The following is a 19,815-nucleotide window of genomic DNA, read 5'->3' on the forward strand; positions in this document are numbered from 1 at the left end:
GCTTCCCGGGTTCCTGGTGGTGTCGTTCCCCGCGCCCTTGACGCTTGTTTCCCGCGCCTTTGGCGGTGCCGCTTCCCGCGCCCCCGGCGGTGTCGTCAGGGGCGCGGGGAGGTGGTGTCAGCAGGTGAGTCGGGCGTCCGCCCAGTCGCCGTGGTCCGAGGTGATGCCGTCGCCGGCGTCCGTGACGACGAGGCGCACCACCTGGGCCCCGCCGACGTCGGCCGAAAGGGCCCGGGCCGCGTCGGCGTTGGTCAGGACGCCGCTGGAGGCGGCCTTCGTGCCGTCGGCCCAGATCTCGAAGACGACGGACCCGTCGGCGCCCTCCTCGTCGTCGACACCGACCTGCGCCGTGACGGTCCCGCAGGCCCCGCCCGTGTAGAACTCGACGGCGCTGTGGGCGTGGACGCCCAGCCCGGTGGCGTACACGACTCCGCCGACCGTGAGGGGCGCGCCGTCGCCCGCGGCGGCCTCGCCGTTGCTGGTGTTGCGTTCGACGGGACCCCAGCCGTTGGTCGCGGACAGCCGAGGGAGGTCGCCGAGCGCCGAGGTGCCGGCGGGCGGGGCCACCGCGACGGTCGCGGTCAGCGGCAGCACGTTCTCGGCCCGCGCCCCGCTCACGGAGCGGTACTCCGCCCTCAGCGTCAGGCCGTACGCCCCCGGGGGTGTACCCGCGGGCGCGGTCACCGTCCACCCGGTGCGCAACGCCCTGCCGGTCGGGAGGGTGTTCGCCCCGGTCGGTGACGTGGCCCGCACGGTCCAGCCCCCGGGTCCGGTCAGGGAGACGGAGACGTGCTTCGCGGGTGTACGGCCCAGGTCGGTGACCGACGTCGTCAACGCGCTCGGGCGGCCCGCCTCGAGCAGCGTGCCGCCGTCCAGGCCGAGTTCGACGGCGGGCGGGTTCCCGGCCCAGCGGTCGTCGGCCGAGACGCGGACGAGGACCGTGCCGTGGGCGGGGACGGTCGCCGAGACCGTGCCCGCCGTGTGGTAGCTCTTGTGCCGCCACAGGTCGCGCAGCGTGTAGCCGTCCGCCTCCGGCAGTCCGAGGGCCTTCGCGCTCGTGGCGATGCGCCGGGGGCTGCTGGTCTCGTTGAAGAGGGCGACCGCGCGGCTGCCGTCCGCCATCTCCTTGGCCACGACCCAGCGGCCCTCCTCGGAGGAGAGCACGGTGCCCTGCTTGCCGAGCGGGTCCTGGTCGACCGCGACGACCTCCTCGTTGCCGAGGATGTCGAAGGTCTCGTCGGACGCGGTCCGCAGGTCCGAGCCGATGAGCAGCGGCGCGGCCATGACCGACCACATCGAGAAGTGCGTGCGGTACTCCGTGTCCGTCATCCCGCCGTTGCCGACCTCCAGCATGTCGGGGTCGTTCCAGTGCCCGGGACCGGCGTACCGCGCGAGCGGCAGGTTCTGCTTCATGATCGAGAGCATCGAGCCCCAGTCGTCGCTGATGTCCCCCGTGGTGCGCCACAGCTGGCCGACGTCCGCCGCCCACTCCCAGGGCTTGTTCTCGCCCCACTCGCAGATGCTGTACACGATCGGGCGGCCGGTCGTCGCGGAGGCGGCCTCCAGCGCGTCACGCATCGTCGTGTAGCGCAGCTGCGCGTCCACGCCCTGGTTGTTGCAGTTGTCGTACTTCAGGTAGTCGACACCCCAGTCCGCGAACTGCCGCGCGTCGCTGTACTCGTGGCCGAGCGCGCCGGGGAAGCCCGCGTCGTTGCACGTCTTCGTGCCGGCGCTGGTGTAGATGCCGAGCTTGAGTCCCCTGGCGTGCACGTAGTCCGCGACCGCCTCGATCCCGTCCGGGAAGCGGGCCGGGTCCGGCACCAGTTGGCCGTTCGCGTCACGGGCGGGCAGCGCCCAGCAGTCGTCGAGGTTGACGTACTCGTACCCGGCGTCCTTGAGCCCCTTGTCGACGAAGAGGTCCGCGATCCCCCTGACCATCTCCTCGTCGAACTCCGCACGGCAGTGCGTGGAGTTCCAGTTGTTGAAGCCCATGGGCGGGGTGAGGGCGAGGCCGTCGGCCGGGGCCGGTGCGGCGGCCGCCGTCGGTACGGCCGGCACCGCGGCCGGTGCTTCCGCGCCGGCCGCGGGTAGCGGCCAGGCAGGTACCAGGGCGGCGAGAAGCCCCGCGACGAGCGCTCCGGCCGCTCTCCGGCGAGTGGTGCGGGTGGGAAGGTGACGCATCGTTACGTTCCTCCGTACTCGCGAAAGGTGGACGTCCGCGTCTTTGCATGTCCGCGTCATCCATGCCATGCGCGTTCACGGTAGGTCCTGTCGCAGTGTGGTGGAAGAGGTGCGGTAGTGGGTGTCCGGCATCCCGTCAGGCTCTGTGGCACGTACGCTTCTGCATCGATTTACGCCGTATCGCGTCATGGAGCCATGGAGCCATGGAGCCATGGAGGGGGAGGCGAGAACTCATCGCGGTCATCGCGGTCATCGCGATCGGTGCGGCCATTGCGGTCATCGTGGTCGCCGCTGCGCAAGCTGCCGCAGGCCCGGCCGTGACTCCTGGGCGGGCCGGCAGTTGAACCGGCATGAAGAAGCGCAGCATGCTGGCCATCGCCTCCCTCGCCACCGGCTTCGTCGTGGCGGCCATCACCCCGTCCCACTCCCTGGACACCGGTGCCCTCGACGACCTCGACCTCGGGAACACCCTCACCACCGTCGGGCAGACGGTCGGCGACGACAGCCTGGACATGGGCGACGGCCCCGTGGAGCATGACCGCTGACCGGCCCTTCCTCCCTGTTCCGCCCCCGAGCCCGGCCCCGTGAGGAGCCGGGCTCCGCGCGTGTCCGGCCCCTCGGACGCGACCTCATCAGAACCTGGTTTCCGTGGCAGGGTGGAACGGGCAAGCCTCAGAGGGTCACACAACAGAGGGGAGGGGGGCGGATCCGGGGAAGGCTTCGTGGATATCGTCGCGTCGTTCCCAGCGGATGCGCAGGCGGCGGAAGCCGTGGAGTCAGGTGATGGTGCGCTCGACGACGTAGCGGAAGATGCCCGGGCCGGTACCGCGGGGTTCGCCCCCCCGCTTGGCGATTACGGGTCGGATCCCGCGCTGCCAGAGCAGGCGACGGTACGTGTCGTGGTCGTAGCCGCGGTCGGCCAGCAGAGTGTCCGGGCGCGGGCGCGGTCTGCCGATCCGGCCTGTGACCGCTGGGATCTTGTCGAGTAGCGGCAGCAGTTGTGTGACGTCGTTGCGGTTGCCGCCGGTCAGCGACACCGCGAGCGGGATGCCCTGCCCGTCGACGATGAGGTGGTGCTTGTTGCCCGGCCGTGCGCGGTCGACCGGGCTGGGCCCGCTTTTGGGCCCCTGTGGGCAGTCCGTACATGCGAGGAGTCGATCACCGTCCGCGACCAGTCCGGCTTGTCCTTCGAGCGCGGCCGCTCCGGCAGTACGACATGGAGTCGGCCCCAGACGCCGGCCTCGTTCCAGGCGGCCAGCCGGCGCCAGCAGGTCATCCCCGAACCGAAGCCCGGTTCCTGAGGCAGGTACTCCCACTGGATACCGGTGTGCAGGACGAAGAGGATCCGGCACAGGGCCTGCCGGTCCGACACCCGAGGTCTGCCCTGGACCGGTTTCGGCGCCGACACGGGCAGCAACGGCTCGATGAACGACCACAGTTCATCCGACACGATCCACGGCCGCGACTCACGCTTCGCCATAAGCAGACCGATGAGCAGACAAGCCGACAGTCATATGATCAACAGCTTTTGTTGGAACCAGTAAGCCGACCTGATGGGTCAGTTGGTGGCACACTTCTGGCTGCGTACCAAGGAGCGGAATGCTCAGCATGTGTGGAATGTCCAGGAGGTGTGCGCGGTCGGCATTGACAGCGGTCAGCGCCGTCATGCTCTGTTGCTCTCCCGGACGACCGATGGTTACGGGAGGATTAGCTGGTGACCACCGACATCATCACTGCCACGCTCTACGCCCAGGCCTTACAGAACACGACGGACCACCCCGACTGCTGTGCCTCGCCGAGGAAGTAGCCATGTGGGCAAGCATCATTGCAGTGGCCGGAACACTACTCGGCGGAATCGTCACCAGCGCCCTCCAAACCCGTGCGACCCGCGCCACCCGCAACGCGGAGCGCGAGGACCGGCGTCGAGACGCCCAGCTCGCAGCAGTCACCGCATTGGTTGCTGCGATCGGCGACCACCGCCGTGCCATGTGGCGCCGTGAAGACTTGCGCCTGGCCGGAGCAGATGCCGATGCCCTTGCTGCTGCCCGTAGCCAGTCACACGGCACCAGGTCGGCCGTCACTGCCCCGCTGGTGTCCGTTTCGGTACTTGCCCCCGATCTCGCAGAGGTTGCCACCGCCGCCGCAAGAGCGGCCTTCGGCATCCGCCAGGCCATGGATGCCGACGAACTCGCGACTCTCCGGCAAACCGCGATTGGCGCCAGCGATCAGTTGGTCAAAGCCGCCAGCCGGCTCCTGGCCTGACGTCTCCAGGAACTGTCGGCGCGCCCGAACACTGACTGGGCTTCGCAAAGAACCGATCCCGCGTGGCAGTGCGACCATCTGCACGGCGCCCTCGTTCCTCAGGCTTTCTGGCAATCTCCTATAGGAAACCTGCTTGGCAGGGCGCGGTATCAACGGCCGGTGCCGGATTTCGTCGTGTCGCGGAGGCTGGTGAGCATCCTGCCGCGCAGCTCGGCATCGACGAACCCTTATGTGTCAGAGATCATCTCATTTGGCTAGCTAGACTTGTGGGGTGTCGAAGATTGTTGAGCGGCTGGTGCCGGACGAGCTGTGGGAGCTGTTCCAGCGAGTGGTTCCAAAGGCGCCGTCGCGGCCGCAGGGTGGCGGCCGGCGTCGGCACGGCGACCGTGAAGTCCTGGCTGCGATCGTCTTCGTGGCGACCTCGGGTTGCACGTGGCAGCAGGTGCCGACCGCCTCGTTCGGGCCGTCGGGCGCGACGGCCCACCGGCGGTTCACCGAGTGGACCAAGGCCCGGGTGTGGGCCAGACTCCACCGCCTGGTCCTCGATGAACTCGGATCCCGCGGGGAACTGGACTGGTCCCGTTGCGCGATCGACTCGGTCAACATGCGGGCCCTGAAAAGGGGGAGCTGACAGGTCCGAATCCTGTGGACCGGGGCAAGTACGGGTCAAAGATCCACTTGATCACGGAGCGGACCGGCCTGCCCCTGTCCATCGGTATCTCGGGCGCCAACACGCACGACAGCCAGGCACTGATCCCGCTCGTGAAGGGCATCCCGCCAATCCGCTCACGCCGCGGCCCCCGGCGGCGCAGACCCCGAAAACTCCATGCGGACAAGGGGTATGACTACAACCACCTGCGACGATGGCTGTCCAGCCGGGGCATCCGACACCGCATCGCCCGCAGAGGTATCGAGTCCTCTACCCATCTGGGCCGACACCGCTGGACCATAGAACGCACGATGTCCTGGCTCGCCGGATGCCGCCGACTGCACCGCCGCTACGAACGCAGAGCTGACCATTTCCTAGCCTTCACCAGCATCGCCTGCACCCTCATCTGCTACCGAAGGCTGGCCAAATGAGATGACGTCTTAATGCCCGCGAGCTCCACCTGGCCGAAGAGCCCCTGCCGTCCCTCTCGCCGGAACACGAGCAGGCACGCGACCGCGTCTGGGAAGAGAAAGCCCAGGCCAATCCAGGTCTGTTCGACGGACCGGTCATCGCGTGCGCCGGCGTCGACCGCTCCGGACCCGACACGCTGGTCCTGCGCTGGACCCGGGTGACCTACCGGCACCACGCCCTGCGCTGGGTGCCGGGCGCCCATCCGCTGCCGCCCTTGTTCGTCGACGTCCTGCAGCCCACCGCCGACGGGGCCCTGCTGGCCGCGCGCATGGCGCCGCTGACCGCCGCGCCCGGCCGCTGGCAGCTGGCAGCTGCCGGGCGGATCCGTCGAGCACCCCGAGGGCACCGATCCGCTCGATGCCGCGGCGCTGCGCCACAACGCCGCCCGCGAACTCGCCGAAGTTATGTGAGCAACTTCTGTGTCCCACGGGAAAGTGTCTCATCTGTGGTGTAGATGTTGGCAACGTCTTGGGTCAGGCGCTGACCACAGGAGGACGCCCCCGGGCATCCTTGAGGTCGATCACCCCAAAGTCTCCTGCCGAAGATCCGGCATGCGCCGGGCCGAACCTCGGGGAGGCGGTCCACGTCCTCCGCGAACAGCCCTCCGCGCGGGGCGGGCGCATCCAGTCGGGCAGTGCGTCATAGCTTCGCCGTAGCGGTGCGTCGGTTCCGGAAGGCGGCGCGCGGCGGGGCTGTCCTAATCGGCCGGCAGACGGAGCATCGGTTCGAAGGCCGCGTCCTCCTCGCCCTCGACCGAAGGGAGGAAGCCGTCCGGGACGGTGCGGGCGGCCGTGGTGAGGAGGCGGGCCAGGACCTCGGGCTCGGTGGCCGGGGGGAGGCGGAGGGCGGCGAGGAGGCGGTCGCGGACCTCGGGGTGGTCCGGGTTGTCCTCAAGGTAGTCGGCGTTGAGCGCGGGGGGACGGAAGCCGGCCAGGGCGTCGTGCCAGGAGGGGAGGACGATGGCCCAGGGTCAGGGCCTCGGCGAGGGACTCCGCGATGAGGGAAGCCTGGCCCTCGGAATCGGTGTAGAGGACAGGGCGGACGCGGTCGGAGCCGGCCGGGCCGCAGAGGTAGTGGGTGCCTCCCGCGTTGCAGCCGGCCACGGGCTCCACCGGGAGACCGGCCGGCAGGGCGATCGACTCGATAGGGTCGGTCCGCGTGAGGTCGAACTCGCCGTCGCAGGCGAGGTACGCCTCGACCTCGGGGTCGGCGGCGATCCGGCGGAGCAGGGCCTCGTCGGAGAGGGCGGCCGGGTTGAGGCCGTGGGCGGCTTCGGGGGTCAGGGGGTGGCCCGCGAGGACGTGGCGGACGGTGTCGAGGGGGACGGGCCGCCCGTAGTCCTCCTCGAAGTGCGCCTGGACGGCCTCGGGGGAGCGGTCGGTGAGGAGGCGGAAGAGGTGCCCGGAGCCGTCCGGGTCCGGGCTGCCTGAGGGGAACTCGATGCCCGAGCCGGTGTGCCAGGCGCTGCCGCCGGTCTCCCACCACAGGCAGGCGGTGACCCGCGGGGCGCCGAGGCCCTCGTCGACGAAGGCCGGGTCGTCCAGGAGCGGGCGCAGCGCGGCGGGCACCTCGTCGATGACACCAGACCAGACCTGTTCGTCGTCCGTGGCGTACGGACTCATCTCCGACTCGTGGTCGAAGCCGCGGACGAGCACACCGGCCGGGGTGAAGAGGACGGAGAAGTCGTCACCCGAGCCGTTGTCCATTAGGGCCGCCTCCGTCCCAGGCCCCCAGGTGGTGGAGAAGGAGTAGCGGGAGAACCGCGGGTCGCGGCAGATCGCCTGGTCCAGCACGGCCAGCACGGCCAGCGCGCGCAGGTGCGCGCGGAGCTCGGCGGGGTCCGGGAGGAGGGCGGCGGTCGTGTGCACGGTGTCCATGGGCTCATGTAAGCAGTCGGCGCTGACATCCAGGGCGGCGGTTCGGTCACGCCTTCTCTCACTCAGGGAACGAAAAGCCCAGCTCACGTAGGCGGGGCAAGCACATTGCGAGGCATTGCTCCACAGACGTGGCATCGGTTCGCACAAGGACGTCCTCGCGCAACGGCGCTCCACTGGCGACGAAGGTCCAAGGTTTACCTCTCTCTACCATCCGCTCAGCGTCGGCCTTGAACAGCACCGTTACGCCCTGTTCAGCCAGTGCTTCCATAATCGCGACGATGTCCACCGGCACTCTCCCCTCCCGAAGCGCTTCGAACGCGCCGTCGGACGAACATACTCACTCAGGGCCGGACCCTGGACACCGCCCGCATGACCCAAAGTGACCGATCGAGGCGCTCTGAGCTGGAATACGCGACACCTCAACATGCGAGCTCACCAGTCCCGAGACCGGAGGAGGCCCCGGCCCGGAGGGTGGTCCGGGGTAAGTCGGGGATGTCAGGTCGGACGCAGTGCGCAGACTACTCCGTCGCTGGAGGAGAGCTGTGACCTGAGCTTGCCGGCGTCCCTTTCCAGTTCGGCATTGCGCAAGGACAGGATCTGGATCTGGTTGGCGTAGGTCGCCGTGGTGTCCTTCAACTCCCGCACCTCGGCGGCATGCTCCTGGCGGAGTGCGCGTTCCTTCTTGCGCAGTCGGGCGACCTCGGCCTTGAGCTCGTCGACCTTGGGACGCTTGATGTCGGGGGCAGAGAGGATCTCCTTGATCGCGGGGGCAACCGGCGAGCGGTAGTAGGAAGCTCGTGACACTCCGCCCTCGGCGGCGATGTTCACAGCAGTAACGGAGCCGTCGGTGACGCTGGCACGCTGGAGTACGCCGATGGCGTCGATGCCCAATGTTGGAACTGTCGCCAGCTGACTCTTGGTGCGGTGCAGTGCGGCCACGGCTTCGGGTGCTTCGTGCTGGGGCAAGTCGTCCTCGCGTCTCGTGAGACATGCCTTCTGGAGGCATAGCAATCCTGTCGTTGAGACACGGAAAGGTGCAGCCATAACCGAGGAAACCGGCATCACCACATCCCCGCAGGACCTGACGCTGTGGACCGTCACCCGCGGCACGACCGGCAACATCGGTGTGCACTTCGTGGCCCCGCCCCGCCCCGCCCCGCAGCGTTCATCCATGAGCGCTTCGCGGTGCTGCTCGGCTCAGCCGCGACAGCGGTCCAGGAGCCCGAACTGGATGAGATCGCGCTCCTTGAGTGCCCGGCCGACCTGGAGAACCTCCCCGGCCCGCACGTCGACCACCTCAAACCGATCGTCGACCGGTACCTGCAGGCCACATCGTGAAGGAGCCGGTCGGCAAGGCACCGGACCCGCAGGAGGACCTCCGCAACCCGGAAGACAGCCAGCCGGGAGGAGGGGGCGGCTGGCGATCGCCGTCCGTCGCACCGCAGCGCCTCCGAGTACCTGGCGCTGCCGGGAATCTTGTTTCCTGTGGGCGGCGACGTAGGCGGGTACCACCCGGTCTTTGGCTGTGCCCGAGATCCATGACAACGTCAGCACGTTGCCCGCGAGCACGGCGTCGGCTTGGTCGGACCGATCCATCAGCGCGATGAAGACGCGCTCCCGGGTGCCATCGGCAGCCCACATCTGCAACATGGTGTGGACGCCTCTCCAGTTGCGTACTTCTCCGGTAGGCGAGCTCACTGCGCGTCAGTCATTTAAGAGGTCCCGACCCTTACGGTCACGTTCGTCGGGTGCGGGACTCATTCGATGCCGCCCCGGAGGCTGATGCGGGTGCGGTGGTGCACCAAACTGCACTGTCTGCTCCGCTCCTGCTCACCCCTGGCACGTTCACTGGCGGGCCGCTCTGAGCTCGCGGATCAGAGCGCGGACGGAGACGCTGGAGGCCAGTTCCGGAGCGGTGACATAACCCAGGGAACGCGTGGGGCGCCCGGGTCCGAGATCGGTGATCTCGATGCCTCCCGGTGCCTCGCTCAGTGAGAGCGCGGGCATGATCGCCATACCGAGACCCCTGCTCACCATGGAGAGCACCGCGCCGTCGTCCTCGGCCAGGACGGTCGCCTTCGGAATCCAGTCCTGCCGGGCCCACCACTGACGGGTGTAGGAGCCGCAGTTCTCGTGCCAGTCCACCAGGGGCAGGGAGCGCGGGGCGGGGTGGCCGGCCGGGTGCACCAGCGAGTAGGGCTCCTCGATGAGTACGTCGCCGATGAACGCAGCGGGCATGGGCGAGGTGGCGCCGATCGTTGCGATGCCCACGTCCGCGCGCCCCTCGGCAACCTCACCGGCGGTGCCCGAGCCCAGCTCGCGGACGATACGAACCTGGGGTTCGATGCCGGGGTGGCGGGCGGTGAGACGCTCCAGGACGGGCGGCAGCAGGTAGAGGGCGGCGCTACGGAAGGCTGCGATGCGCAGCGGGCCGGTGACCGTGCCCCGCTCGGCGCCGCGGGCTTCTGCGGCCAGGGTGTCCAGGAGCCGCAGGACCCGGCGGGCGTGGGCGGCAGCGGCGGTACCGGCCGCGGTGGGCGTCGCGCCCTTGCGGCCCCGCTCGAAAAGGACCGCTCCGACCTTGCGTTCCGTCCCGCGTATGGAGTGCGAGACTGCGGACTGGGTCACTCCGAGGACTTCGGCCGCCGCCGAGAACCCGCGCTCGCGGTCGACGGCCACGAGGATGCGCAGCTCGTGCGGGGCGAGGTCGGCGCCGGCAGCCGCAGTGGGCGGGCAGGCTGTGGCGGCTGAGGCTGTCATGGGGCCCACCTGCTTCTATGAGAGCCCTTCATGGATGGGGCCGTTCCATGAGCGCAACCCTCTGCCCGGCCTTCGCATTCCTGCCTACGGTCACCGTCATGACCGAGACCGTACTTACCGTGCACCAGACCGCCCGCCCCTATGGCTTCCCCACACCCGACCACTTCGCCTTCGTCGAGTCCGCGATGCCGGAACCCGGTCCGGGAACAGCGCTGGTGGAGAACCTGTACTGGTCGGTGGACCCCTACCACCGCGAAATGATGGACGGTGACTTCGCGCTGAACGCTCCTTTGGAGGGCCGCACTCTCGGCCGGGTGGTGCACTCCCGTGATCCGGCGCTCCACGAGGGCGAGATCGTCTTCCACAGGCTGGGCTGGCGCACCCACACCGTCGTCACCCCCGAAGAGGCACGGGCTGTCCCCCGCTTCGACGGCGTACCGCTCTCCGCGCACTTGAGCATCCTCGGCGGCACCGGCCTGACCGCCTACGTCGGTCTCACCCGTATCGCCGAACTCCGCGAGGGACAGGACGTATTCGTTTCGGCGGCGGCCGGCGGTGTGGGCACAGCCACCGGGCGATTCGCCCGGCTGATGGGCGCGGGCCGGCTGATCGGCAGTGCGGGCGGAGCGGAGAAGGCGGCCTACCTGACCGAACACGTCGGCTACGACGAGGCCTTCGACTACCGCTTGGGCCCGGCGGCCCAGCTGCTCGCCGAGGCGGCACCCGACGGGATCGACCTCTACATGGACAATGTCGGCGGCGAACACCTCGAAGCGGCGATCTCCTCGCTGCGTGAGTACGGACGGATCGTGCGCATAGGCACGATCGCCCAGTACAACAGCACCGGCACGCCCTACGCCCTGCGCAACCTTCCCGACATCGTCGAGAAGAGCCTGCGCATGGAGGGCTTCTTGGTCCGCAACTACCGTGAGGTGCAGGAGGAGTTGTACGAGTTCGTCGTGCCGCATCTGCAGAGTGGACGTGTCACGCTCGATGAGACCGTGGTAGACGGCTTCGAGGGCATCGTCACCGGGTTCCTGGGGATGCTACGGGGCGAGAACCAGGGCAAGATCATCGTGCGGGCGGCCGGAGCGACCGTCTGAGGGACCGGGGGCGCGCCGGTGCCCCGGGGAGCGGAGGGCCTTCTCCGGCATGGGGAGCGCATCCGTCGGGCCGAGCGTGTCCCTACGCTCACGCCAGCTGCGTGAGGCAGAGCTGCTTGCATCGCGGAAGACCGTCCGTTCGATCGAGGCCCATGGGTGTCCTGTATGTGCATACCAGCCGTGGCGTCCGGGGGCGCCGCCCGACTCCCGCTCGTCTTTGTGCCCCAGGCATGAAAGGACGGACGGGGCCGGCCCTCACACTGCGGCGTAGCGTCCCGCCAGCTCGGCATGGGGGTGAGGAAGCGGACGAAGCTGCCGGTGCGTCAGGGCAGTTCGATCGGTCCGTAGCGCGCGTGCGGGTCCTGCCGCATCAGCGCGTCGTACCGGTCCGCTGCCGAGAAGTGCCAGAACTCGGTCCCATAGTTCGTAAAGCCCGCGTTCTCCATGGCGTTGAGCAGCAGCGTGCGATGGCGACGCGCTTGATCGTTGACGTTCGGGGCGTGCGTGAAGCAGTTCCCGTCACTCTCCTCCGGGGAGGCGTTGACGAGGGCGCCGAGGTCGAGTTCGTGACCGTCCTGGTCGACGAGGGTCACGTCCACCGCCGCGCCCGCGGAGTGAGGCGCGATCTCCGGAGGCGACACGTACCGGCTGGCGGCTTGATGCAGCTGCTCAACTGTCCATCCGGGCTGAGCAGCTGCCAACTTGTCCCGATAGTCGGTGAAGTAGCGCTGCTGGAGAGTCAGCGGCCGATAGCCCTCGATGAACAGCAGGTCGGTGCCCGCGGGCAGGAGCGAACGGGCGTGCTCCAGCCGGGCGAGGACGCCCTGGCGGACGTGGGCGAACGCGCCCAGCGGATCCTGTTTGCGGGGATCGACACGGAAGTTGTGGTCCCGCACGTCGACGAGCGGCTCCCCGCACTCGCGCACCGGGATCGCGGCGACCCGCGGGTCGGACATCAACACCAGAGGGTTCATCGAGTCTCCCTGAGACGGCTTGCGCTGCGGTGGTGGGACAGGGGAGGCAGAGGCCAGGTCGGTTTCGCGCGGTATCCGCGCGACGGTGTCCTGCAGCGGGCCTCTTGCTCCTCGCTGGACTCGACATCCGCGAGTTACCAAGAGGCCCTTCTTCCATGCCTCCACACCGAACAACTCACCCGAACCAGGCCCCGACAGGTCACCTGCTGGCGGTCGAAGTCGATGTGGAAGTTGTCCCGACCGAAGCCTTCGCTCTTTCGGTGTTGGTGGGTGGGGTTGGTCGGCAGTGATCCGGTGACGGTGACCTGCTGTTCGCGGACGGCCTGTTCCAGGTGGGGCAGGGAGGTGTAGCCGCTGTCGACCAGGTGTTCGCCGGGCAGCAGCCCGCGGCGGTGCAGGCGGGTATGGATGCCGGGCAGGACCTTGCTGTCGTGGATGGTGGCCGCGGTGGGCCATGTCCGTGATCACGTTGAGGCTGTCAGGGACGCAGGTCTCGGTCAGGCGGCCTTGCGTATCGCGGTGGTAGTTCTGCACCACGATCTGACGCAGGGACTGAACGCGGAGGCCACACGTGCGGTGCGCTCCGTGCCGATAGAGGTATTCCAGGAACCGGAGGGCATCGTTCCCATCAAACGGTGAGCGGATGGGCTACCTGCAACTCCTCGTGTTCGATCAGCCATCGGACGGACTCGAGCACGGCAGCCTCCGGTTCGTAGCGCGGTGCGTACCCGATGAGGGTCCTGGCTTTCTCGATGGTGACGCAGTGGCTGCGGTACAGGTGTTCCCAGCTCGCTTCGGCATGCTCTGGGGTCGTGGTCCGGCGGTACTGTTCCCAGGTCACCGGTTCCAGTGATGCGGTCTGTCCGAACCAGCCGGCCGCCAGGTGCGCGTAGCCGCGGACGTTCAGTGCGCTGGGGGCAACGATGTTGAAGTCTTCTCCCGCTGCCGTGTCTCGGTGTTCGATTGCTCGTTCAAAGGCCTGCGCGACATCGTCAGCGTGCACGTGGTGCATGAGCTCGATACCGATGCCGGGAATCCGCAGCGGCTTCCCGGCCGAGAGCGTGGTCCAGACGGCGGGGTCGAAGTTACCCAGTGGACCGACTGGGTGCCAGCCGGGACCAACGATGTGCCCGGGGTGCAACGATGTGGTCATCAAGCCTCCGGAAGCGGTCTCCTCCTTCAGCATCCGTGCGATCCGGTCCTTGTGGATTCCGTACTCCCCTACGGGGGAGGTGCCCGTGGTCTCGGAGATCGGCAGCTTGGTGCTGGGACCGTGGCGCCAGATCGAACCGCAGTGCAGCAGGTGTTCGACCTGGCCACGCAGGCGCCCCACCAGCGCGGTTGCCGCTTCCAGGGTGAAGCAGATCAGGTCGACCACGACGTCCGGGCCCAGCCTGGCCAGCCTGTCGCCGAAAGTGCCTTCGTCGTCCTCCTGCTCGCGGTCAGCGATGATCTGGCGCACCTGCTGCCATTCGGGAGCATCGGCGTATGCGGCACGGGTGCCACGGCTGATGCTGGTCACTTCGTGGCCGGCCCGTACCAGCCTGGGGACGAGGAACGTGCCAATGTGCCCGCTCCCGCCGATGACGACAATCCGCATCTTTCTCCATCACTTTCTGCACCGGGGTATAGGCCCCGCTCTTAACGCTCCGAGGCAAAGTCCCGGAGCGGTCAGGGCACCGCTCCTGATAGGTGGCGCCGATGTGGTCCGTCCAGCAGCAACAGCCTGCTGAGAGCAATTGACCTACTGGTACCCACCACAAGGCTGACTCGCACCGGCGCTGCTGTGCGCTTGGACGCGGTCGCAAAGCACAGTCGTCCGGCGCAGGTGCAGGTCCAGTGCTGCGCATCGCACTCCAGTGAGCGAGGCCGACCGGGCGGCGCTCGCTTTCCACCGGGGCAACGTCGCCACGGTGGTCCGTACCCGCCGCGCGGTGGCCGACGGGGACGGCACGACGGCCGGGGCGCCTGCTCAAGCAACCCGTCCACCGAGCAGATGCCGCCGGCCAGGATGCCCTATGAGGTCCTCCGGCCGGTGGCCAGCGCGCTTCCTGAGTCCACCCCGGCCTCTTCGCGCGAATCCCCGACCCTGCGTGCGTCCCGCAAGTCGGGGGTTGAGGAACATCGGAACGAAAACCGGCGCTAAGCATCGAGCGGCCCTGGTGGGCGGCTGACGGGCCTTCGGCGGCCGGACCTGTCTGAAGTCGTCCCGCAGATAACGCCCTATTACCTGCGGGATCGCTGATCACGACCTGCGGTGACGTTCTCGGGGCTGTGCATGAAGCGGTCCCGTTATTTGTGGCAAGGGGGAAGCGGTGCCCGCTGTCGTACGGCGGCCCGTCGAGAAGGCGTTGACCGTCTGCGCGGCGGCCGACGTGTTCCTTGACTTGCTCGACAACGCGAACACGCTCCGGTCGTACGGAATCGGCGTCGGCAAGACCGCCGAGCACCTCGGTGATGCCCGCCCGCTCGCCACCGTCGCGGACGACGAGATCGGCGGCGCCCTCGAACAACTGTGGGGCGAGGCGGCGGTCAACACGTGGAACGCCCGGCGGGCGGTGGTGCTGTCATGACTGGGGTGGTGTGTCGAGCGCGGATACGACGGCTCGGCTGTCCCGGCCTGGGTGAAGCGGATGCCTCCGCCGGACTCGGAGACCCGGGCCCACTCGAAGATGGCCGTGGACCGGCTGATCGCCCGGCGCGAAGTCCACCTGCGGGAGAAGACGCTGTGGCCACCCACCGCAAGCCGGGTCCCAGCAAGGTCCTCGCGCCGCGTGACGTGTGTCCGCCCGGACACCGGGCTGGTCCGGCTGTCGTACGGCCGGGCCCGCGCCCTGCTCGACGCCCACACCGCAGTCGGCGGGGTGCCGGGCACAGGCTGGGACCTGCACGAATACCGCCATTCTGGTCTCACCCACCTCGGCGAGGCCGGGGCCGGCCTGCCCATGCTGATGGCGAAGTCCCGGCACAAGAAGCCGGAGAACGTACGGCGTTACTTCCACCCCTCGGCGGAGGCGATCGCCGAGGTCACCAGCCTGCTCGCGCCCGGAGACAGCAGACGCTGAGGTCTCGGCCAAGGCTGAAGCGTACGACCGAAACTCGTCGGCTTCACCTATGCGGCGGGGTTCGTGGGCAGGAGCCGGGCGAGCCAGTCGGTGCGGGTCCGGCGGGCTGTGGCCGAGATGTGTGCCTGCGGGTACAGGGCGTCGAATCCGTGGAAGCCGCCTGCCCAGACGTGGAGTTCGGCCTGGCCGCCGGCCGCCCAGATGCGGGTGGCGTAGTCGGTGTCCTCGTCGCGGAAGACTTCGGCGGAGCCGGTGTCGATGTAGGTGGTCGGCAGGCCCGCGAGGTCGTCGGCCAGGGCGGGTGAGACGTATGCGGGTACCTCGTCGTCGGTGAGGTCGCCGAGGAGGCAGCGCCATCCGAATTCGTTCATCTCGCGGGTCCAGACGCCGGGTTCGTTCGAGTACTGGTGACTGGAGGTGGTGGTGTTGCGGTGGTCGAGCATGGGGCCGATCAGGACTTGGGCGGCGATCGTCGGGGTGCCGAGGTCGCGGGCCAGCAGGGTGACGCCGGCGGCGAGGCCGCCGCCCGCGCTGGCGCCTGCGACGATGATCCGGGCGGGGTCGATGCCCAGTTCGACAGCGTGGTCGGCGATCCAGAGCAGTCCCTGGTAGCAGTCGTCGACCGGGACGGAGCCGGTGGACTCGGGCGCGAGCCGGTAGTCGACGGAGACCACGACGGCGCCGAACTCGTCGAGCCACTCCAGCGGGATGTCGATCTGTGAGAAGCGGTCGCCCATGACCATCCCGCCGCCGTGCATCCAGTAGACGCAGGGTGCGGCAGCGGTGCGATCGCTGTTCGCGGGGCTGAAGACGGACAAGGGGATCGGGGTGCCGTCCGGACTCGCAACGGTGACCTCGCGCCGGTCGATGGCGCGACCTTCGAGGAGAGGTTCGACGGGCATCGAGGAGAAGGGGCGTACCTGCGCCAGCACTTCCGGGCTGAGCTGGGACATCAGCGGCATGTCGGCCAGGAGTTCATGCAGTTCGGGGTCGAGGGAGGGGCGTGCTGTGGTCATGGTCGTTGCCTCTCGTGGGTGGTGGCGGGACGGTCGGGCGAGGACGGGGGTCACCTCGGTGGACACCGAGGCGGCAGAGGCTGGGGTGTGGGGTGTTCGGCGTGTCAGAGGGCGGATTTGCCGCGGACCGGAACGTAGTCGGTGTACTCGGAGTCCTTGGCGAGCAGCGGGTCGATCTGCGCCACGATGGCCTGGGCGGTCTTGCCGGCGAAGACGCGGTGGTGGTCCTCCTCGCTGGTCCAGCCTTCGGCGACATGGACGACGTCGGGGTCGGACGCGGAGCGGGAGACGACGTAGACGAGGCAGTATTCGCTCGCGCCGGGGCTGCCCTCGTTCAGTCCGGTCAGCAGCAGGTCGACGAGCTGGTCGCCCATACCGGGCCTGGCGGTCAGGGTGGCGCTGAAGCCGTAGTCGGCAATCATGAATTCCTTCTCTTCCTCTTCGGTGGTGGAGTGCGGTGATTCCATTCAAGTGGGTTGAACTGCGGAAACGTTAGACTGATACTCGCTCGCACTTGCACGATCCTCGCGACTTCGGGAACCGCAGCGCGGAATGGTGCTGCAATGGACGCATGTACCTCGAAGAACTCCGCACCTTGCTGGCCCGCCATGCGCGGCCCGACTGGACCACCGCTGTCGACGGTGTCCTCATCTCGAAGGTCGACCGCCCTGATCCGCCGGCGCCTTCGATGTCCGGCACACTCCTGGCGGTCATCGCGCAGGGGGCCAAACGCCTCGCCCTGGGTGAGAGGGTGTTCGAGTACGGGCCCGGGCAGTACCTGGTCGCATCCGTCGATCTGCCTGTCACAGGGCAGTTCACCCAGGCCGACCCCAAGCAGCCGGCGCTGGGGTTCGGTCTCGTCCTGGAACCGTCCGCCGTTGCCGAGCTGCTGCTTGAGGCCGGGCCCGGAGACGCCCCCCGGAACAGTGGGGGCGCGCCGTCGGGGATCGGCGTCAGTGACGCTCCGGCCGCGCTGCTGGACGCGGTGGTCCGGCTGTTGCGCCTGCTCGACGAGCCACGCGACCGGGCCGTACTGGCCCCGCTGATCAAGCGCGAGATCCTGTGGCGTCTGATCACCGGCGAGCAGGGTGCGACGGTTCGCCAGCTCGGCCTGGCCGACAGCAGCCTCAGCCACATCTCCCGGGCCGTGCGCTGGATCCGCGAGCACTACGCGCAGCCCTTCCGGGTCGAGGACGTGGCGCGGCAGTCCGGCATGGGCGTCTCCGCCTTCTACCGCAACTTCCAAGCGGTGACCGCGATGAGCCCCATCCAGTTCCAGAAGCAGATCCGGCTCCAGGAGGCCCGGCTGCTGCTCGCCACCCACCCCGGAGACGTCACCGGAGTCGGCCACCGCGTCGGCTACGACAACCCGTCGCAGTTCAGCCGGGAGTACCGCCGCCAGTTCGGCGCGTCCCCCAGCCAGGACGCCGCCCGCCTGCGTCAGGCCGTGCGTGCGCCGGCAGGTCTCCTGCCCTGAGCCGGGTGGGCCTTACCGGAGGATCGTGCAAGGAGTAGCGAGGATAGTTCTACTATCTCCGCAGGTCAGAGCGATTTAATGGGATCACCGGTTCTCCCGTGGAGCAGGAAAATGCCTGTCCACCCGTATGGATCCCACCACATCGCAAAGGGGCACACCATGAAGACGGTTCTGATCACTGGTACCTCATCCGGGTACGGGCGGGCGACCGCCCTCTACTTCCACTCGCAGGGGTGGAACGTCGTCGCGACGATGCGTACGCCGCGTACGGACGTCCTGCCCGAGTCCGACCGGCTCCGTGTCGTCGGGCTCGACGTGACCAGGCCCGACACCATCGCTGCCGCGTTGGAGACTGCGGGGCCCGTCGACGTCCTGGTCAACAACGCGGGCGTCCCGTCGATCGGCGTGTTCGAGGGCACCCCCATGGCCCGGGTACGGGAAGTCTTCGAAACCAACACGTTCGGCGTGATGGCGGTGACACAAGCGGTGCTGCCCCAGTTCCGTGAGCGCGGCTCCGGGGTGGTGGTCAACGTGACCTCCAGCGTGGTGCTGGGCCACATGCCGCTCACAGCCGTCTACAAGGCGAGCAAGATGGCCGTCGAAGGGTTCACCGCGTCCCTCGCGCTCGAACTCGCGCCCTTCGGCGTCCAGGCGAAGACGGTCCAGCCGGGCGCCTGCCTGACGACGAACTTCGCGGCCAACGCGGCCAAGGCGGCGAACGGGGCGCCGCTGGACGAACTGATCCCGGCGCCCTACGTGCCATGGGCGCAGAAGGCCATGGGCGACTTCACGGCGCAGGACCTGTTCACCAAGGAGAGCGACGTCGCCGAGACGGTGTGGCGAGCCGTGCATGACACGACCGGCCAGCTGCGCTTCCCCGCCGGCCCCGACGCGGTCTCGCTCTCCCAGGCGAAGTGATCAGCCGGCAGGCAAGGTCACGCCGCACTGATACCAGGAGCCGTCTCCGCGCTCCTGGCCCGGGGTGTTCACGAGCGGGGCTGACGTGCGGCGACAAGAGGCACTGAAGACCGTTCCCCACCAGCTTCACGTGAAGCTGGCGCTATGAGTGTGAGCGAACAGCGCCCGGTCTTCAGCTACATGCTCTGTTCGATCTCCTGCATGCGGGCGCGAGCGTCGCTGAGAAGGGCCTTGAGTCGAGGTGTTGCGAGAGCGTCGAGGTTCGGATGTGTCATGCAACGGTCGTACGTCCTCTTCGCGGTGGCCAGGATCTCTGGAGTGGACCCGTGGATACCTACGCCGGGGCAGATTTCGGGATGCCGGTGTCGCACAGTGAGGATCTCGGCGGCGATGAGGAAGCTCTGGAACGCAAAGAAGATCGACCGGCGTCGCCCGGTGATGGCGGTCTCCGCCTCGTTTTCCGGCATGTCGAGCAGGCGATAGCCAGGGTGGTGCGTGTGCCGTAGGGCGTCCAGGTAGAGGAGGGTGTGGGCGAACTCGTGGACCAGGCATTCGATGACGTCCTGCGTGCTCCACTCCGGCAGGGGGTTGATGTAGACGAGCCCAACCCCGTCGAAGGAGGAACCGCTGCCCGGCTCCTGCGGGGGCGTCATGACGAATACCTGGTTGACCACGAGATCGAACAGCGGGGCGAGTTCCGGCTCGCTCCCGCACAGGACGCGGAATCCCTCCTCGACCCGGTCCAAGGCTTCTTCCGCTGCCGAAGAGTCCTCCGGCACCAGCGCCGTGTCCGGTGCGTCAGGACTGCGGAACCAGCCGCTCAACTCCGTCCGCCGTGATCCGTCGCGGACGAATTCGGTGTGCTCCACGGTCTTCGACGGAACCTTGGGTTGCTGGACGGCAAGGTACGCATGGTAGGCGGCCTTGACGGCGGGAAGTGACATGCTGCGGCGGTCGAGGTAGGGAGCGGAGAGTGTGACGACGTCCTGGAGACCTTCTTCGGGACCTCGGAGGAAAACATGGTTCACCTTCCCTGGGAGTGGCGCCGTCGGGGGCTCGGCC

General features: G+C 68.5%; 18 protein-coding genes and 2 pseudogenes. 8 read left to right on the forward strand and 12 right to left on the reverse strand.

Translation table 11 applies throughout. From position 1 onward, the window contains the following. Positions 1-117: 117 nt before the first annotated feature. A complete protein-coding gene (locus QFZ75_RS34925) occupies positions 118-2,181 on the reverse strand; it encodes an NPCBM/NEW2 domain-containing protein (RefSeq protein WP_307543385.1) in 2,064 nt (687 codons plus the stop codon). A 350-nt stretch (positions 2,182-2,531) separates the two neighbouring features. On the opposite strand from QFZ75_RS34925, the gene QFZ75_RS34930 reads away from it, so the two are divergent. Beyond that, positions 2,532-2,726, forward strand: a complete 195-nt coding sequence (locus tag QFZ75_RS34930) for a hypothetical protein (protein WP_307543386.1) — start codon at positions 2,532-2,534, stop codon at positions 2,724-2,726. 135 nt (positions 2,727-2,861) lie between these two features. Here the strand turns inward: QFZ75_RS34930 and QFZ75_RS34935 are convergent. Continuing rightward, positions 2,862-3,661 (reverse strand): annotated as a pseudogene (locus QFZ75_RS34935) (IS5 family transposase). Beyond that, positions 3,648-3,848, reverse strand: a complete 201-nt coding sequence (locus QFZ75_RS34940) for a hypothetical protein (protein ID WP_307543388.1) — start codon at positions 3,846-3,848, stop codon at positions 3,648-3,650. Before QFZ75_RS34940 ends, QFZ75_RS34935 begins: the two are co-directional and overlap by 14 nt. A 142-nt stretch (positions 3,849-3,990) precedes the next feature. On the opposite strand from QFZ75_RS34940, the gene QFZ75_RS34945 reads away from it, so the two are divergent. Then, positions 3,991-4,443, forward strand: a complete 453-nt coding sequence (locus tag QFZ75_RS34945) for a protein kilB (protein WP_307543390.1) — start codon at positions 3,991-3,993, stop codon at positions 4,441-4,443. Between the two features lie 280 nt (positions 4,444-4,723). Next, a protein-coding gene (locus QFZ75_RS34950; protein ID WP_307544994.1) for an IS5 family transposase occupies positions 4,724-5,523 on the forward strand; the annotation gives its coding sequence in 2 pieces (ribosomal slippage) (positions 4,724-5,072 and positions 5,072-5,523; 801 coding nt in all). A 930-nt stretch (positions 5,524-6,453) separates the two neighbouring features. Here QFZ75_RS34950 and QFZ75_RS34955 read toward each other — a convergent pair. From QFZ75_RS34955 to QFZ75_RS34965, 3 genes are all read right to left on the reverse strand, one after another. Beyond that, the gene (locus QFZ75_RS34955; protein ID WP_307543392.1) at positions 6,454-7,440 is read right to left on the reverse strand and encodes a hypothetical protein; all 987 of its coding nucleotides are present in this window, start codon (positions 7,438-7,440) and stop codon (positions 6,454-6,456) included. A 58-nt stretch (positions 7,441-7,498) separates the two neighbouring features. Continuing rightward, positions 7,499-7,726, reverse strand: a complete 228-nt coding sequence (locus QFZ75_RS34960; RefSeq protein WP_307543394.1) for a hypothetical protein — start codon at positions 7,724-7,726, stop codon at positions 7,499-7,501. A 209-nt stretch (positions 7,727-7,935) separates the two neighbouring features. Then, positions 7,936-8,406, reverse strand: coding sequence for a hypothetical protein (locus tag QFZ75_RS34965; protein WP_307543396.1), 471 nt, complete (start codon positions 8,404-8,406; stop codon positions 7,936-7,938). Between the two features lie 219 nt (positions 8,407-8,625). On the opposite strand from QFZ75_RS34965, the gene QFZ75_RS34970 reads away from it, so the two are divergent. Then, positions 8,626-8,778, forward strand: a complete 153-nt coding sequence (locus tag QFZ75_RS34970; RefSeq protein WP_307543398.1) for a hypothetical protein — start codon at positions 8,626-8,628, stop codon at positions 8,776-8,778. 507 nt (positions 8,779-9,285) lie between these two features. Here the strand turns inward: QFZ75_RS34970 and QFZ75_RS34975 are convergent. Then, entirely contained in the window at positions 9,286-10,200 is a 915-nt protein-coding gene (locus QFZ75_RS34975; protein WP_307543400.1) for a LysR family transcriptional regulator, read from the reverse strand. 98 nt (positions 10,201-10,298) lie between these two features. Between QFZ75_RS34975 and QFZ75_RS34980 the strand changes: the two genes are divergently transcribed. Beyond that, entirely contained in the window at positions 10,299-11,303 is a 1,005-nt protein-coding gene (locus tag QFZ75_RS34980; protein ID WP_307543402.1) for an NADP-dependent oxidoreductase, read from the forward strand. A 323-nt stretch (positions 11,304-11,626) separates the two neighbouring features. On the opposite strand, the gene QFZ75_RS34985 is transcribed toward QFZ75_RS34980, so the two are convergent. Both QFZ75_RS34985 and QFZ75_RS34990 read right to left on the reverse strand, forming a co-directional pair. Further along, positions 11,627-12,277, reverse strand: coding sequence for a M15 family metallopeptidase (locus tag QFZ75_RS34985; RefSeq protein ID WP_307543403.1), 651 nt, complete (start codon positions 12,275-12,277; stop codon positions 11,627-11,629). 628 nt (positions 12,278-12,905) lie between these two features. Further along, positions 12,906-13,877 carry an NAD(P)-dependent oxidoreductase gene (locus QFZ75_RS34990; protein WP_307543405.1) on the reverse strand — a complete coding sequence of 324 codons (972 nt, stop codon included), beginning with the start codon at positions 13,875-13,877 and terminating at the stop codon, positions 12,906-12,908. Between the two features lie 715 nt (positions 13,878-14,592). Between QFZ75_RS34990 and QFZ75_RS34995 the strand changes: the two are divergent. Then, a pseudogene (locus QFZ75_RS34995) lies at positions 14,593-15,342 on the forward strand (site-specific integrase). A gap of 47 nt (positions 15,343-15,389) precedes the next feature. On the opposite strand, the gene QFZ75_RS35000 reads toward QFZ75_RS34995, so the two are convergent. Then, entirely contained in the window at positions 15,390-16,358 is a 969-nt protein-coding gene (locus QFZ75_RS35000) for an alpha/beta hydrolase (RefSeq protein ID WP_307543407.1), read from the reverse strand. A gap of 104 nt (positions 16,359-16,462) precedes the next feature. Next, positions 16,463-16,780: a putative quinol monooxygenase gene (locus tag QFZ75_RS35005; RefSeq protein WP_307543408.1), complete on the reverse strand. Its 318-nt coding sequence runs from the start codon at positions 16,778-16,780 to the stop codon at positions 16,463-16,465. 149 nt (positions 16,781-16,929) lie between these two features. Here QFZ75_RS35005 and QFZ75_RS35010 point away from each other — a divergent pair, with 149 nt between their 5' ends. Continuing rightward, on the forward strand, positions 16,930-17,835 hold the full coding sequence (locus tag QFZ75_RS35010) for an AraC family transcriptional regulator (protein WP_307543410.1): 906 nt from the start codon (positions 16,930-16,932) through the stop codon (positions 17,833-17,835). A gap of 159 nt (positions 17,836-17,994) precedes the next feature. After that, the gene (locus QFZ75_RS35015; RefSeq protein ID WP_307543411.1) at positions 17,995-18,753 is read left to right on the forward strand and encodes an SDR family oxidoreductase; all 759 of its coding nucleotides are present in this window, start codon (positions 17,995-17,997) and stop codon (positions 18,751-18,753) included. A gap of 176 nt (positions 18,754-18,929) precedes the next feature. On the opposite strand, the gene QFZ75_RS35020 is transcribed toward QFZ75_RS35015, so the two are convergent. Then, positions 18,930-19,781 carry a hypothetical protein gene (locus QFZ75_RS35020; RefSeq protein WP_307543413.1) on the reverse strand — a complete coding sequence of 284 codons (852 nt, stop codon included), beginning with the start codon at positions 19,779-19,781 and terminating at the stop codon, positions 18,930-18,932. Positions 19,782-19,815: the final 34 nt, after the last annotated feature.

The sequence above is a fragment of the Streptomyces sp. V3I8 genome (assembly GCF_030817535.1).
GTDB lineage: Bacteria > Actinomycetota > Actinomycetes > Streptomycetales > Streptomycetaceae > Streptomyces.